Here is a 15,543-nt window from a genome sequence, read left to right on the forward strand (position 1 = left end):
GGACAGAAATGAGAAGTTTAACTTAGTAATTTAATCGCTAGCAGTCTTATGACATTTTGGAAAAATCAGAGCAAGATAGAAGCAGAGTTAAAATATTATAAGTTTTTAACAGAAATACTAACACAAGTTTAAATTAATTAATGATTAGGAGTGAAATATGAGTAGAGCAATTGGAATTGATTTAGGAACTACATATTCAGCAGTATCTGTATTATCAGAAACTGGACAGCCGCAAATTTTATTGAATCAAGATGGTGAAAGTTTAACTCCATCTGTAGTATTCTTTCAAGATTTTGATGGGAAAGATGAACCACTTGTTGGGATTCAAGCCAAAAACTTAGCAGCAAGTAATCCTGAAGCAGTTGTACAGTATGTCAAAAGACAGATGGGAAATCCGAATTGGAAATTTGATTCTCCTAGTGATACAGTTTATACAGCAGAAGAAATATCAGCTATCATTTTAAAGAGATTAAAAGAGGGGGCGGAAAATGCACTAGGTGAAAAAGTAGAAGATGTTGTGATAACTGTTCCAGCTTATTTTGATGATGCACGTAGAACAGCAACGAAACATGCAGGAGAAATTGCTGGACTCAATGTTTTACGAGTTCTAAATGAACCTACAGCTGCGGCTCTTGCATACGGTATTTCAGCTGAAAAAAATGAGACAGTATTGGTATACGATCTAGGTGGAGGAACGTTTGACGTCACATTAATGAAAATAAAAGATGGTGAGTTTGATGTTATTGCAACTGATGGAGATCGTAATTTAGGAGGATTTGATTTTGATAATGCCCTATCAATGATTATTGCTGAAAAGATGGAAGAACAGGGAGCAGAAGATATCTACACTGATGAACATTTTACTGCTTTGCTTCGTGAAAAGTCAGAGAATACAAAGAGGGCTAACAACTGTGGAAAAAACAAATGTCTTTCTTGACTATAAAGGCAAAAGTTATAAAATCCCAGTAACACGTGTAGAATTTGAAGAAGCAACGAAAAGTCTAATGAATCGTACAGAAGAGTTGTTGGATGATGTTGTTGAAGAGTCTGGAATATCATGGGATGAAATTGACCAAGTACTATTAATTGGTGGTTCAACCCGAATGCCAATGGTGCAAAGAAAATTAGAAGAGAAAATTGGGAAGAAGATTGTATATTCTATCAATCCAGATGAGGCTGTAGCACAGGGCGCAGCTATTCAGGCAGCGTTGGAAATTGCTAATAAATCAGAAGGTTCAGATATTAGTGAGGCAGTTCGTGGGCTAGCAGAAAAATTAGTTGTTTCGGATGTGACTTCTCAAGCCTTGGGAACTCTGGCTCTCTCAAATGGCGTGAAAAGAAATACGATTATTATTCCTAAAAATTCTAAGGTTCCGAACAAGTACTCTGAGTATTTTTCAACAGTTGTAGATAATCAACAAAATGTGCTAGTAGAGGTTACTCAAGGGGATGACGAGGATCCACAATTTGTTACTGTTATAGGAGAGAGCACAATTAAATTACCAGGGGACTGGGCAGCAGGAACAACTTTGAAAGTAACTTATCATTATGATGTCGATCAAACTGTATTTGTAGAGGTACATGATTCAGATAATCACCTATTAGGGACTTTTGAGGTAGAGAGACAAGCAAATCTAGATAAAAATGCTGTAGAATTAGCCAGTCGTAAAATAAAGGATTTAACAATTGATTAGAGGAGATGCACAATGTTAGTAACAAATTATTATGAAGAGTTAGGAATTTCAGAAACAAGTTCATTAGATGATGTGAAGAAGAGTATAAAGTCAAATCGTAAACGTTATCGCCAGTTGACGGGTTCACCTAATATTGATCAAAGATCAATGGCTGAAAGAAAGATGGAAATTATTGCACAGGCAGAAAAAGTGTTTGAGAATGAAGAAACTAGGAAAAAATATGATAAGGAACTAGAAATTTCTAAACACAGTTCTGAAGGAACCCCTGATTCGACTCCAACTAATCATTCAAATACAAGTTATCTTGATTCAGCTAGGCAAGCTTTCTACTCAGGAAAGAAATCATTAGCTTATTCTTACATTGAAGAAGCCTTAAAAATAAATCGAAATGATGCAGATGTTTGGTATTTTAAAGCTATGATTAGCCTTGAAGATAGTAACTTATCAGATGCAGAGCTAGCTATTAGTGAAGCAAATAGATTGAGACCTAATAATGCAGATATCTTATCTTTACTAGGCGATGTTTATTGTGAAAAAGATCAGCAAAAGTTTGCAATTCAGTATTATCAAGAAGCATTTGAACTGTCTAATAATTCTTTTTATCTTTTGAAAAAGGGGAGGTCTCTATTTTTATTTGAACAGTATAAACAGGCAGCGAAAGATCTTCGATATTTGTATGATCATTTTTTAGAAGAAAATAAAAATAATGAAGAATATATTTATTACCTTTTATCAAGCTGTTATAAAGAAATTGGAGATAATGAAGAAGCCTATAAGTTTGCTAAAAAATTAGTAGATATCACTGACTCGTTAGAAAACAAATTACACTATGCAGGTATTCTTTTTTTGAAATCTGAAGATGAGTGTGAGAATTATTTAGATACCTTAAATGAAAGATATGGGAACAATAAAGATTTCCAACAGGTATATTTTAGTTTATTGTTAGATATTACGATAGAGCGTATGAAAAAAGCACCTGATACAGAAGTTGAGGCATTCTTTAGAAAATATATCGATCGAACAAAATATGAGAATAACGCAGTTTTAGATAATAAGGCGCGTGTTCGAATTGCAAAAGCTTACTTGGCAAAGGCACAAAGCTTAGGAATTGAAGATAAAATTAGAAATACTGATTCTTATAATGATTTTATTGAAAATAAAAATTCTACTATTTATGCTACAACACGTCACTCGCAAGGTATGGGATGTTTAATGTTTGTCTTAGTTTTTGTAGCTAATTGGGTTTTGAGTGGTTTCTTTGACAAGTTTGTGCACAGTTTTTGGATTAGCAATGCATTAAGTTTGGCGTTATTATCAAATATTGTCTTGTATTACAATTATCCTAAAGGATGGCAAATAAATAGAAGGAAGAAAGGATAAAGTTTTTATGAGTGAAGAAGTATTGCATGAAAAAGTTTCATATATCGTAGATAAAGTTGAAGATATTGAATCATTAATTACACGCCGTTTATTAGAAGATAAAGCTAAAAATAGTCTGATTGAAGAATTGAAGCAGTATTTAATCTATAGACAAGCTTTGGATAAGGGGGAGAAATTTGCCCCTTTTATGGAACAAATACTTCAAGTTGTTGATCGTATTGAATCATCTGAAGAAAAATCAGATTTACTTACCTCAATTGCTGAAGAACTTCTACAAGTTCTTTCGTTGAATGGGTTACAGGTTATTGATAATAGTGGTATGATTGACCCAAGTTTGCATGAAGTTGTTAATACAGTGGCAGTTACTGATGAACAAAGTGAGAATAACATTGTTGAAGTATTGCAAAATGGATATCTGTTAAATAATAGAGTTCTCAGACCAAGTAAAGTTATTATTGCTAAATAAGATATTTTTTAGGGGGGGAGAAATTGTTTAGCTTTTTTAAACATCTCAGAAATAAATTATATTTTATATTAGGATTTCTTTGGGACAGAAGACAAAATGATAAGTTTTCTCTCAAAACCCGTACTCCTTCAATATCTAAATATAGTGAACTTTCCATTATTTCCAAGGCAACTCATAATGGTAAAATGACAGGATTTGAACCACAAAAACTTAAGAATTATAAACTTTATCAGCATGAATTGATGTTTGGAGAGCCTGGAAAAGGATTGAATAAATCAGGATTTGATGAATCTGCCATTAATCTTGGTCAAGAGGGAGAAATTAATTTTGCAAAAGCGTTACAAAAACAAGGACTTTTAGAAAAACTAGTCACCTTTTGGTCTATCCATAATCTTAATCTCGAAGATAAAAGGTTAGATGCAGATATTGATTGCGTTATTGTTTCTGGCTCTACAATATGGCTAGTTGATTTAAAATTTTATATTTCTGGGAATGTGATTTATAAAGAAGAGGATGGGCTGTTGTACACTATAGACAGTGCTACAGGATCTCAAATAGGGATGCCTAAAAAAATGTCGCCTAATATGTCTTATGCAAAAGAAAGCTTTTCTCATAAATTTGGAAATTTGTTGAAATATTATCGTTTAGAAACACGCGTAGTATTGATGCCTACCTTTAAGGGAGCAGGTAAATTGGATAATGTGTTTTGGCCGGGTCATATTAAGGCTGTTAGTTTAGAAGAGATGTTAGATGAATTATCTAGGGAAGATAAGTTTAAGGATACAATTGGTGGACAAATGATTCGACAGACATTTAATTTGCTTTTAAAACGCTAATTCATGTAAAATAATAGTAAATAATTTGATGTTATAGATTTCTTAGCCTACAATTTTATATTTAAATTTTGAAATAGTATTTTATTTTTAACTTTTTATAATATGAGTGAAATTCTAAAAATGACATGAAATGAATTGATTATATCATCGGAAATGGTAGTGAAATATTAGATTTTTCCACACTCAAAGATCAGAAAGTTTTTCGTCTAACCAACGCTGAAAAATATATTGACAAAAGATAACATTTCTTGTAAAATAAGTAAAAATTACATACAACACCGAATGAAGTTTAATAGAAGTGGAAGGTCCTTTGACCTTTCATGACTGTAAATGGACGGAACTCTGGAGAGACCGTAAAGGCACCGAAGGGGCAAGGCAGGCAACTGCTCAAACTCTCAGGTAAAAGGACAGAGCAATGATAGAGCGCTTTTTGGCATTTATCGATGCATTCCAGAGTACATGTTTTTAACATGTGCTCTTTCTTTTGGGGTTGAATAGATAGGAGAAAAGGATGTTAAATTTGCTAAAAGAGCTGGATGCTCTAGTATGGGGACCACCCCTTTTAATTTTATTGGTTGGTACAGGGATTTACTTGACTCTTCGTTTAGGGCTTTTACAAATCCTGCGTCTTCCTAAGGCCTTCCAGCTTATTTTTACCAAGGATAAGGGGCATGGGGATGTGTCGAGCTTTGCGGCCTTGTGTACAGCCTTGGCAGCGACTGTTGGTACAGGAAATATCATCGGAGTAGCAACAGCCATCAAGATGGGAGGTCCTGGTGCCCTCTTCTGGATGTGGATGGCAGCTTTTTTTGGGATGGCGACCAAGTATGCAGAGGGCTTACTGGCTATCAAATATCGGAGTAAGGATGAAAATGGCGCTATCGCAGGAGGCCCTATGCACTATATTCTTTTAGGTATGGGAGAAAAATGGCGCCCCCTTGCAATCTTCTTTGCCATTGCAGGTGTTTTGGTAGCTCTCTTAGGTATTGGTACCTTTACTCAGGTCAACTCCATCACAGAGTCTATACAAAATACAACCAACTTGTCACCGACCATTACTGCACTTATCTTATCTATTTTCGTGGGGATTGCGGTCTTTGGTGGACTTAAGTCCATTTCTAAGGTGTCAACCACTGTTGTTCCTTTTATGGCTATTATCTACATCTTGGGAACCTTGACAGTCATTTTCTTTAATATCGATAAAGTACCTGCAACACTTTCACTGGTTCTCACATCAGCTTTTAGTCCAGTGGCTGCAGTGGGAGGGTTCGCAGGAGCTAGCATTCGGATGGCTATTCAAAATGGTGTGGCACGTGGGGTCTTCTCAAATGAGTCTGGTTTGGGTTCAGCTCCAATAGCTGCTGCTGCAGCCAAAACAAACGAACCAGTGGAACAAGGTTTAATTTCTATGACAGGTACCTTTATTGACACTCTAATCATCTGTACCCTGACTGGTTTGACCATCTTGGTGACAGGTGTTTGGAATGGTAATTTAGACGGAGTTGCTCTGACTCAGTCAGCTTTTTCTACAGTCTTTTCTTTCTTTGGACCTGCTCTTTTAACAATATTTTTGGTACTTTTTGCCTTTACCACGATTTTAGGATGGAACTACTACGGAGAGCGTTGTTTTGAGTTTCTCTTTGGTGTTCGCTTTATCTGGCTTTATCGTGTGGTCTTTGTTGCTATGGTCTTACTGGGTGGATTCATCGAGTTGGATATGGTCTGGATTATCGCTGATATCGTCAATGCCCTCATGGCTCTACCAAACTTGATTGCCCTCTTGGCCTTGTCGCCAGTCGTTATCGCTGAGACTAAGAAGTATTTTGATAAATAATGTAAGATTGATATTACCATTTATAGATAAGACTAGCATCTGTTTGTGAGATGCTAGTTTTTTCACTACTAGGGCTAGTCTTTTATTTTATACTCAATGAAAATCAAAGAGCAAACTAGCCGTAGGTTGCTCAAAGCACTGCTTTGAGGTTGTAGATAAGACTGACGAAGTCAGTCACATATATAATCCAAGGCGACGTTGACGCGGTTTGAAGAGATTTTCGAAGAGTATTATGTCATAAGATGAATGAAATTCAATAGTACCTCTTTAATGATATCCTTTATTTGCACTTTTATTTATTGTATAATAGTCAGCATAAATCTGTTTTTATACTCAATGAAAATCAAAGAGCAAACTAGGAAGCTAGCCGCAGGCTGTACTTGAGTACGGCAAGGCGAAGCTGACGTGGTTTGAATTTGATTTTCGAAGAGTATTAGTCTGATATGTCTTGTTTCATCTATGTGCGAAAGAGAAATAAACTGGAGGTGTTTATGTCAAAAGATATTCGAAAATTAGTGACTTCACAGGGACTAGCAAATCTAGCAGATGTCTTTTTTAGAGTTGTTGTGATTGCAAATGTGTTTGTCTTATCTGGTTCGGTCATTTCAACCTCCCTAGTACCAATTCTGATAGGTCTATCCTCCTTTTTAGCCAGTTTCTTAGTCCCGTTAGTAACAAAGAGATTAGCTTTAAATCGTGTTCTTTTCTTGACTCAATTGGGTAAGACGATTCTGCTAGCGATTTTGGTTTTTCTACTCAAGCAATCTGAAACTATTTCCCTCCCTCTTTTATATGCTATTGTCACTTTAATCTCCGTTTTGGATGGTTTTGCAGCACCTGTTTCCTATGCGATTGTTCCACGCTATGCAAGGAATTTAGCTAAAGCGAACGCAGCTATTTCTATGAGTGGAGAAAGTGTACAACTAGTTGGTTGGGGCTTAGGAGGCTTCTTATTTGCGAGTCTGGGAATGAATCCTAGCCTGCTCATTGTGTTAGCCTTGTTTACAATTTCGACGATTTTGATGTTTGGTTTGCCACTAGTCGAAAAAGAAGAGGTGTCCTCTGAAACAAGTCTTGAGACTCTAACAAAAGGTTGGCGATTGGTGGCTAAAGAATCAAGATTAGGCTTTATTGTTCAAGCCAATCTTTTAGAAATTTTAGCCAATGCTATCTGGGTATCTTCTGTTTTACTTGTTTTTGTGACTGAGATTTTACATCAGTCAGAAAGCTATTGGGGCTACGTCAATACAGCCTATTCCTTGGGGATTATCTTGGGAGGAGCTATTATCTTCCGTCTAGCAGAGAAAGTTGTTACCTATAAATATCAAACTATGATCTTTTCTTTGTTATCAACAGCACTAGTAACTCTGTTGATAGTATTATTTCCAAATGCACCTGCTTTTCTATTCCTATCTCTAGTAATTGGTTTTCTATCTCAGATTAAGGAAGTCCCTGAGAGTGTATTATTACAGGAATCGGTTGATGAGAAGGAACTTGTAAATGTTTACTCCGTTATTGAAGTTGTCTCAACATTGGCCTTTTCTGCCTCTGTTTTTCTAATGAGTTCCATTACAGAATATTTTGGTGTATTTACTGGTTTTGGCCTGGCTATATTCTACTTGCTAGTAGAGTCCATCTTAGTTTTAAGAAACAAGCATCAGATAAATTAACAGTTATGATCACACATCTGGTGTGATTTTTTGTTTTCATAAAAATTTTTTATCAGTGCAATTTAAAATATATATTATGCAAGGTATAGATTCTGTGTTAGACTTATTGTCAACGAAAAGCTAATGAGTCATCAATCAAGGCAAGGATTTGTTCAATAGGCTGATGAGATTTCGTAAGATTTTCGCAGAAACTATTTAATTACAAAACGAAAAGAGGTCCCCTTATGACAACATTTACTATCCACACAGTAGAATCAGCACCAGCAGAAGTGAAAGAAGTTCTTGAAACGGTACAAAAGGACAACAATGGTTATATCCCAAATCTTATCGGTCTTTTGGCCAATGCCCCTACAGCCCTAGAGGCTTATCGCACTGTTGGAGCTATTAACCGTCGCAATAGTCTAACACCTGTAGAACGCGAAGTGGTGCAAATCACTGCAGCTGTAACCAACGGTTGTGCCTTCTGCGTCGCTGGCCATACAGCCTTTTCTATCAAGCAAATCCAGATGAACGATGACCTACTTCAAGCCCTTCGCAATCGTACTCCAATCGAAAGCGATCCTAAGCTGGATACTCTAGCTAAGTTTACCTTGGCAGTTATCAATACCAAAGGGCGCGTAGGAGATGAAGCTCTTGGAGAATTTCTTGAAGCAGGCTATACACAAGAAAATGCCTTGGATGTTGTTCTCGGTGTCAGTCTAGCAAGTCTTTGTAACTATGCCAACAATCTAGCTAACACACCGATTAATCCAGAATTACAACCTTATGCATAAGAGGAGGGTAGAGTATGGGATTTTTTTCAGAAGAATTCTTAAGTTGGTTAGACCAGCACGCCGATGAAATTGACAAAAAATCATGTCAAGCTGGAGAAGAGCTGATTGAGAAAATTGCTGCAGAAGGTGCCTTTCGTGTAGGAGTACCAAAAGTTCTTGGAGGGCTAGGTGGAAGTGACCAAGATGTTATCGATATCCTTGCAGAACTCGCTCAACATTCCTTAACAGCCTCCTTTATCTCATGGGGGCAACGAACTTTAATAGACAATATTCTACATACTGACAATGCTTATTTCAAAGAAGTTTACTTGGAAAAACTCTTATCAGGAGAATATGCAGGTGCTACGGCCTTGTCTAATGCGGTTAAGTATCTATCTGACTTAGAGGAACTAAATGTTCGTATCCTTGAAGAAAATGGGAATTATTATCTTAAAGGACGACTTCCTTGGGTAACCAATGCTCGTAGGGATCGCTTCCTCACTATTTTTGTAGCAGGATTTGCAGATGATCCGAGTACAAGTTATGTAGTAGCCGTACCATCAGACGCAGAAAACTTTAGTCGTTCCGAAGATTTGGAATTTGTCTCTCTTCAAGGAGGTAATACAGCAGCTCTGACTTTTAACAAGGTCCCTTTAAAGGAAGAGTGGATTCTATCCAAGGATGCTCATCAATTTTTAGCGCAAAATCGTCCAGCCTTTTTAGGCTACCAATTTGGCCTAGCCTTTGGCTTAGCTGAACGTTCACTCTCAGAAGTCGAAAAAGAATTGGGGAAACGAGGTGTCTTGAAGGAAGAATGGCAGCATCAGGTCGAACAGTTAGATGATATTCGACATTCTCTCTATCAAGGACTATCTGAAGAGTCCTACTTCGTTAGAAATCCGCGTGAGCTTTTCCAGTTACGGATTGATATTGTTGATGTTGTTGCTCAAAGTCTCTTATTAGAACTACAAGCTGGTGGCGGTAGAGGATACTTTAGTAAATCGACATCCGGTTTCATACGTCGTTGGAATGAAGGTGCCTTTTTGCCAATTGTTTCTCCTAGTGCTGTGCAATTGCGACATATTCTAGCGACAAACTAAAAATAAAGAAAATAAAAACGAGGTTTATCTTTTTAAACTTCGTTTTTTAATACTTCATTTAAGCGCTTTTATGCTATACTGATAATAACATGACTATTGGAGGTTCACATGAAAAAACTCCCCTTGGCCTTTTCAGGGTGCTTATTGGGATTGGCTGGAGCAGGCAATCTCATCCTGGATATTTTTCCACTATTATCGCACGTCTTTAGTTTGTCAGGCTTGATTTTATGGTTTTATTTTTTATACAGTCATCTTAGTGATTGGCAAGAAAGCCAGCAAGAACTTAAGAAAGCTCCTCTATTATCGGGAATGGCGACCTTTCCCATGGCAGGGATGATTTTATCAACTTATTTGTTACGAATCTTACCCATGAACATGAGCATTGTTGCGCAGATTCTTTGGTGGTTTGCTTTTCTTTTAGATGTAGGTTTAATCATTTACTTCACTAAAAATTATGTGCAGACTAAACCAAGAACGAGCGCAACGCCAAGTTGGACAGTTCTCTATGTAGGGATAGCAGTAGCAAGCTTGACCTACCCAGTCGTGGGCATAGTCGAGATTGCCTATGGCGCTTGGATTTTTGGTTTTACCTTAACCCTTTTCCTTTATCCTCTGATTTATCAAGATTTGAAAAGTAATCCATTGCCACGGGCTTTGCTGGGGCAAGAAGGAATCTATTGTGCTCCCTTTTCTCTATTGTTAGCAGCACTCGTTCGGATCGGAGGTTCAGGACTTCATAACTGGATTTTGCTAGTCATGATTTTTGCCTCACAGACTTTCTTTTTCTTTGTTCTCAGTCGTTTACCAAGGATTTTAAAACAGGGATTTCAACCAGCTTTTTCAGCCCTAACCTTCCCAACTATCATCACAGCAACTTCATTGAAAATGGCCCAAGGCATTCTGCAGTTTCCAGTCCTTAACTTTCTCGTTTGGTTAGAGATTATCATTTGTTTAACGATTCTTGTCTATGTATTAGTAGAATATATGCGGTATTTAAGAAACTAAAAAAGCCCCTAGCACTGAGAAGTGTTAGGGGTTCTTCTATCACGAACGTGTAAATTAATTAGTTCAGCTTATACCTACTGTTCTTCATGTTCAGATAAAAAATAATAAGTCATAGTACTGAAGATTGATCCTACTCCAAGTCCTACTAGTAGGAAAAATGCGATCATTTTGAGTTCTAGAAACTGCAAGAAGAAATCTGTAATGGAGTGATTTTCAAGAAGTACTTTTTTGGAAAATAGGATAAATAAGTAGAGAGTTGGGATGCTGGTTCCAACTAACCAACTTCTTAACTTGATTTGACGCTTGCTGTAAGTGATTTGTGGAATCTCAGTTTGATCATCATCTTCTAAGTGGAGCCCTCTAGTAGAATATCTTGCCTTGAGACTGAGGGCAAAAATCATCAAGAAGTAGAGATAGGGCATAGCCGTTCGAACTATCTCTATAAAGCGCCCAAACAAAAGATAGAACAGGAAGAGAAAGAAGGAAGAGTAAAAGATTTGGACCATGGAACGGGCGCAAGCCTTGTAGATGACCTCTTGACGGCATTCATCAAAGGGTCCTTGGATATGAAAGAAATTTCGAACTAAGCGAGTGGTTAAGTCTTCTTTTTTCATGGTAGTGACCTCTTAATAACCTTGTTTTTGATTAGCTTCTTTAAAGAGTTGATAGAGAGTATAGAAGTAGACTAGACTAAAAACGATACAGATGGTTAGAAATAAGAGATATCTCCAATCCATAGAATTCGTTAACAGTTGTGGGAAAGATACGAGGATAAAGCAGAGAGATGCGTTTAAGATGCGTATTTTTTTTGATGTGATTTTCTGAAATCTTTGTCCTTTGTTCAAGACAGGAAGGGCTAAGAGGAAGATGATCAGAAAAGGACGCGTAATTTGGCCATAAACTAGGAAAACTGTCATAAAGATACTGACCAAAATATGACTGAGAATTAAAGTTTGTAGTGATTTCATAAGTTTCCTCCTAATCGTCGTCTTGATCTTCTCTAGCTTTTTGAATACGAAGAGTGACGACAATATGCACTGTTAATCCGAAAAAGAAGGCTGCAACGATGGTCGACAAGATACTTCTGGTATTCAGAAGAGAGGTAAGATAGCTCTTGCTATCATCCATTAGGATATCGAGAAGTGGCATTCCAAACAACATGGCTATTCCATAGATCAGACCAGCTTTAAGTCCGGGATTACGTAACTGTTTCTTTTCCTTCTGGCTCAACATATCAGGATCGATAGCAGCAATACCAGTTTTTTTAGTTTGAGTAGTGACATAGAGAGCACAAACCAAGGAAACCAGAAAAATAATGATTGGATATCCGAAAGCGACCATTTGGGGATATTTATAAGCAAGGACAAAGGGGATGAAATTGCCTAGAGTCATGAGGTAAAAGAGAATCATAAAGACTTTATTCCCGATGTGGTCAGCCTCGCGTCGTTTGTGTTCATCAAGTGGCCCTGAAATGCCATAGATACGTTTGATTAGTTTTTCATAGAGGGGTTCTTTTTTCATTTTTCTTCTCCTTTTTAAAAATCATCCTCCCAAAAGAGACTGTTGAGGTCAGTTTGGAGGCTTCGAGCGAGATTGAGACAGAGTTCCAGGGTAGGATTGTACTTGTCGTTCTCAATCATGTTGATAGTTTGCCTAGAGACACCGATATCCTTGGCAAGTTCGAGTTGGGACTTTCCCAGTTCCTTGCGGAATTCTTTTACGCGATTCATGCTTCCTCCTTTTTAGTTTATGTCACATATATTTGACTATAGTATATTCTTTTAAGAACATAATGTCAACTATTTTTGACATATTTTTAAAAGAATCTTGGTGATAATATTTCTATGTGAAAATCTTTTAGCGATTTTATGCTATAATGAAGAAAAATAAGAGTGATTTGGATACCCTGAATGCTATCCAATAAAGAAAGAGCAGAAAATGAACCATAAGATTGCAATTTTATCAGACATTCACGGCAACACTACGGCTTTGGCTGGAGTGCTTGAGGACGCTAAAAATTTGGGAGCAACTGAATATTGGCTTCTGGGAGATATTTTTCTTCCTGGGCCGGGAGCAACTGACTTGGTGGCTCTGTTGAAAGACCTTCCCATTACAGCATCCGTTCGAGGCAACTGGGATGATTGTGTGTTGGAGGTTTTAGATGGGCAATATGGTCTAGAAGATCCACAAGAAATCCAGCTTATGCGATTGACCCAGTTTTTAATGGAGCGAATGGATCCTGCAACGATTACCTGGCTACGAAGCTTGCCTTTGTTAGAAAAGAGAGAAGTTGATGGACTGCGCTTTTCTCTTTCACATAATTTGCCTGATAAGAACTATGGTGGTGACTTGTCTGTTGGAAATAACACAGATAACTTTGATAAACTGTTAGATGAGGAAACGGACGTGGCGGTCTATGGACATGTTCACAAGCAGTTGCTTCGTTATGGTAGCCAAGGGCAACAAATCATCAATCCAGGTTCGATTGGTATGCCTTATTTTGACTGGGGAGGGCTGAAAAATCACCGAGCCCAGTATGCCTTGCTTGAGGTTGAAAATGGTGAATTGGTCAATATCCAATTTCGAAAAGTTGCTTATGATTATGAAGCAGAGCTAGAATCAGCCAAGACCAAAGGTCTTCCTTTTATCGAAATGTATGAAGAATTACGACGTGAGGACAACTATCAAGGACATAATAGGGAATTACTTGCTATCCTAAATGAAAAGCATGGCTATGTGGAGGATGTGAAGAATTATTTTGATTTTTTGTAAGAGTTGCTTTAACGAACAGATACTAAATAAACGATTGGACGAGCCAATCGTTTTTAGTATTTCTTATTGCAATTGTGACTGATCTGGTAGGTAAGAACTACCGAGATAAGTTTTGCTGAGTTTTTCAAGGGTTCCATCTTGGTAGAGTTCTTTGAGAACCTTGTCAAATTGTTCTTTAAATTCTTTTTGGTCGCTTGAGAAGATGATGTAGTTGTTTGGATTGTCATTGCTTTCCAAGTCTAAACCTCGGTCTTGGATAATTTTTTGAACAGAGATTTTATCAAAGATTAGGAAATCAAATTCACCGTTGGCGAGGTCAGTCAGACGCTTAGCCACATCTTCGCCAGAATATTGGATGGTAGTAGGATTGTCGGAGTGGTTTTGATTCCAGTCTGTAACGACCTTGGCAGTAGAAGTTCCGGTGTCATCCTGGGTTGTTTTACCAGCGATGTCTTGAAGAGAAGTAAGTGCCTTGTCTTTTCTGCTCACAAGAACCAAAGGATTTTTTGCGATAGGTAGAGAGTAGAGGTATTTGTCTGCTCTTTCTTTGGTGTAGCTCAAGTTGTTGGCAGCGGCTTGGTAACGACCAGCATCCACTCCAGGGAAGATACTCTCCCAAGCTGTTTTTTGAAATTCAATCTTGTATTGATCTAGTTTATTCATCGACCGCTTTTAAAACCTCAACATCATATCCGGTCAAATTACCATCTTTTTCAAAATCAAAAGGTGGAATGTCTCCAGCAGTGGCTACGACAATGGTTTTAGGACTAGCAGTGGCAGTAGAAGTACTATCTTGTTTGGCTTGTCCACAGGCGATCAACAAGGGACTAATGGCTAATAATAAGAATAATTTTTTCATAAGAGTCTCCTTTACTTAATGGTATCTAGCTTACCAGACAATCAATCAGATATCCAATATATATTTTTTATGGAGGCGATAGAGAAACATTATAATTTTAAAATGGAGCCTAGAACTGAAAGTGGAATTTGAAAAAAGATAATTTGTTTCACGAATGAAAAATCTCTGCAAGCTCTTTCAGAATGTGGTAAAATGGAAATAGTAGAAATAGAAAAGGAAATCAATTATGAAATTTCTTGAGTTAAATAAAAAACGTCATGCGACCAAGCATTTTATTGATAAACCAGTTGATCCTAAGGATGTTCGTACAGCTATCGAAATCGCAACCTTGGCCCCAAGCGCTCACAACAGTCAGCCTTGGAAATTTGTCGTGGTTCGTGAGAAAAATGCTGAACTAGCAAAATTAGCTTACGGTTCAAATTTTGAGCAAGTAGCATCTGCTCCTGTAACCATTGCCTTGTTTACAGATACTGACCTAGCTAAACGAGCTCGCAAGATTGCTCGAATTGGTGGTGCCAATAATTTCTCAGAAGAACAACTACAGTACTTTATGAAAAATCTTCCAGCAGAATTTGCACGTTATAACGAACAGCAAGTCAGTGACTACTTGGCTCTTAATGCTGGGCTTGTAGCTATGAACTTGGTCCTTGCATTGACTGACCAAGGAATCGGATCAAATATTATCCTTGGTTTTGACAAATCAAAAGTCAATGAAGTCTTGGAAATCGAAGAACGCTTCCGTCCAGAACTTTTGATCACAGTAGGATACACAGACGAGAAGTTGGAACCAAGTTACCGCTTGCCAGTAGATGAAATTATCGAAAAAAGATAGGAAGTAAAAATGACAGTTATTGATTTTACAGCAGAAGTAGAAAAACGTAAAGAAGCCCTCTTGGCTGACTTGTTTAGCCTTTTGGAAATCAACTCAGAACGTGATGACAGTAAGGCAGATGCGGAGCATCCATTTGGACCTGGTCCGGTAAAAGCTTTGGAGAAATTCCTTGAAATCGCAGACCGTGATGGTTACCCAACAAAAAATGTCGACAACTATGCAGGACATTTTGAGTTTGGTGAAGGGGAAGAAGTTCTCGGAATTTTTGCCCACATGGATGTAGTGCCAGCAGGTAGCGGATGGGACACTGATCCTTATACTCCAACCATCAAGGATGGTCGTC

At 37.5% G+C, this 15,543-nt stretch carries 16 protein-coding genes, 2 pseudogenes and 1 riboswitch; of the genes and pseudogenes, 13 read left to right on the forward strand and 5 right to left on the reverse strand.

The window, feature by feature from the left end:
* The first annotated feature begins 157 nt into the window (after positions 1-157).
* The 10 genes from SINDD18_RS11485 (at position 158) to SINDD18_RS00895 (ending at position 10,737) form a co-directional block, all read left to right on the forward strand.
* Positions 158-937, forward strand: a complete 780-nt coding sequence (locus SINDD18_RS11485) for an Hsp70 family protein (protein WP_277619870.1) — start codon at positions 158-160, stop codon at positions 935-937.
* A complete protein-coding gene (locus tag SINDD18_RS11490) occupies positions 912-1,694 on the forward strand; it encodes an Hsp70 family protein (protein WP_277619871.1) in 783 nt (260 codons plus the stop codon). Before SINDD18_RS11485 ends, SINDD18_RS11490 begins: the two co-directional genes overlap by 26 nt.
* A gap of 12 nt (positions 1,695-1,706) precedes the next feature.
* On the forward strand, positions 1,707-3,074 hold the full coding sequence (locus tag SINDD18_RS00860; protein WP_061862748.1) for a tetratricopeptide repeat protein: 1,368 nt from the start codon (positions 1,707-1,709) through the stop codon (positions 3,072-3,074).
* 7 nt (positions 3,075-3,081) lie between these two features.
* Positions 3,082-3,540, forward strand: coding sequence for a nucleotide exchange factor GrpE (locus SINDD18_RS00865; protein WP_061862749.1), 459 nt, complete (start codon positions 3,082-3,084; stop codon positions 3,538-3,540).
* A 23-nt stretch (positions 3,541-3,563) separates the two neighbouring features.
* A complete protein-coding gene (locus SINDD18_RS00870) occupies positions 3,564-4,376 on the forward strand; it encodes a nuclease-related domain-containing protein (RefSeq protein ID WP_061862750.1) in 813 nt (270 codons plus the stop codon).
* A 332-nt stretch (positions 4,377-4,708) separates the two neighbouring features.
* A riboswitch (glycine riboswitch) is annotated at positions 4,709-4,797 on the forward strand.
* A gap of 90 nt (positions 4,798-4,887) precedes the next feature.
* A complete protein-coding gene (locus SINDD18_RS00875) occupies positions 4,888-6,210 on the forward strand; it encodes an alanine/glycine:cation symporter family protein (RefSeq protein WP_061862751.1) in 1,323 nt (440 codons plus the stop codon).
* A 491-nt stretch (positions 6,211-6,701) separates the two neighbouring features.
* Positions 6,702-7,880, forward strand: a complete 1,179-nt coding sequence (locus SINDD18_RS00880) for a ryptide export MFS transporter (RefSeq protein WP_061862752.1) — start codon at positions 6,702-6,704, stop codon at positions 7,878-7,880.
* Positions 7,881-8,104: 224 nt separating this feature from the next.
* Positions 8,105-8,653: a carboxymuconolactone decarboxylase family protein gene (locus SINDD18_RS00885; protein ID WP_045763587.1), complete on the forward strand. Its 549-nt coding sequence runs from the start codon at positions 8,105-8,107 to the stop codon at positions 8,651-8,653.
* A 14-nt stretch (positions 8,654-8,667) separates the two neighbouring features.
* Positions 8,668-9,732, forward strand: coding sequence for an acyl-CoA dehydrogenase family protein (locus tag SINDD18_RS00890; RefSeq protein ID WP_061862753.1), 1,065 nt, complete (start codon positions 8,668-8,670; stop codon positions 9,730-9,732).
* Between the two features lie 108 nt (positions 9,733-9,840).
* Entirely contained in the window at positions 9,841-10,737 is an 897-nt protein-coding gene (locus SINDD18_RS00895; RefSeq protein ID WP_061862754.1) for a TDT family transporter, read from the forward strand.
* A 74-nt stretch (positions 10,738-10,811) separates the two neighbouring features.
* Here the strand turns inward: SINDD18_RS00895 and SINDD18_RS00900 are convergent, their stop codons facing one another.
* From SINDD18_RS00900 to SINDD18_RS00915, 4 genes are read right to left on the reverse strand one after another with little or no spacing between them, the layout of a single operon-like run.
* Positions 10,812-11,351, reverse strand: coding sequence for a DUF3278 domain-containing protein (locus SINDD18_RS00900; RefSeq protein WP_061862755.1), 540 nt, complete (start codon positions 11,349-11,351; stop codon positions 10,812-10,814).
* A gap of 12 nt (positions 11,352-11,363) precedes the next feature.
* Positions 11,364-11,705 (reverse strand): hypothetical protein, encoded by a 342-nt coding sequence (locus SINDD18_RS00905; RefSeq protein WP_061862756.1) that lies wholly within the window; start codon positions 11,703-11,705, stop codon positions 11,364-11,366.
* 10 nt (positions 11,706-11,715) lie between these two features.
* The gene (locus SINDD18_RS10265; RefSeq protein WP_081108230.1) at positions 11,716-12,258 is read right to left on the reverse strand and encodes a DUF3278 domain-containing protein; all 543 of its coding nucleotides are present in this window, start codon (positions 12,256-12,258) and stop codon (positions 11,716-11,718) included.
* A 14-nt stretch (positions 12,259-12,272) separates the two neighbouring features.
* Positions 12,273-12,467 carry a helix-turn-helix transcriptional regulator gene (locus SINDD18_RS00915; RefSeq protein ID WP_006152985.1) on the reverse strand — a complete coding sequence of 65 codons (195 nt, stop codon included), beginning with the start codon at positions 12,465-12,467 and terminating at the stop codon, positions 12,273-12,275.
* Positions 12,468-12,675: 208 nt separating this feature from the next.
* Between SINDD18_RS00915 and SINDD18_RS00920 the strand changes: the two genes are divergently transcribed.
* Entirely contained in the window at positions 12,676-13,509 is an 834-nt protein-coding gene (locus SINDD18_RS00920; protein ID WP_061862757.1) for a metallophosphoesterase family protein, read from the forward strand.
* A gap of 63 nt (positions 13,510-13,572) precedes the next feature.
* Here the strand turns inward: SINDD18_RS00920 and SINDD18_RS00925 are convergent.
* A pseudogene (locus SINDD18_RS00925) lies at positions 13,573-14,368 on the reverse strand (amino acid ABC transporter substrate-binding protein).
* A 226-nt stretch (positions 14,369-14,594) separates the two neighbouring features.
* Between SINDD18_RS00925 and SINDD18_RS00930 the strand changes: the two are divergent.
* Both SINDD18_RS00930 and SINDD18_RS00935 read left to right on the forward strand, forming a co-directional pair.
* The gene (locus tag SINDD18_RS00930; protein WP_061862758.1) at positions 14,595-15,200 is read left to right on the forward strand and encodes a nitroreductase family protein; all 606 of its coding nucleotides are present in this window, start codon (positions 14,595-14,597) and stop codon (positions 15,198-15,200) included.
* Positions 15,201-15,209: 9 nt separating this feature from the next.
* Positions 15,210-15,543: pseudogene (locus SINDD18_RS00935) on the forward strand (dipeptidase PepV); the annotation flags it as partial.

The organism is Streptococcus infantis (assembly GCF_001579645.1).
Classification (GTDB): domain Bacteria; phylum Bacillota; class Bacilli; order Lactobacillales; family Streptococcaceae; genus Streptococcus; species Streptococcus infantis_E.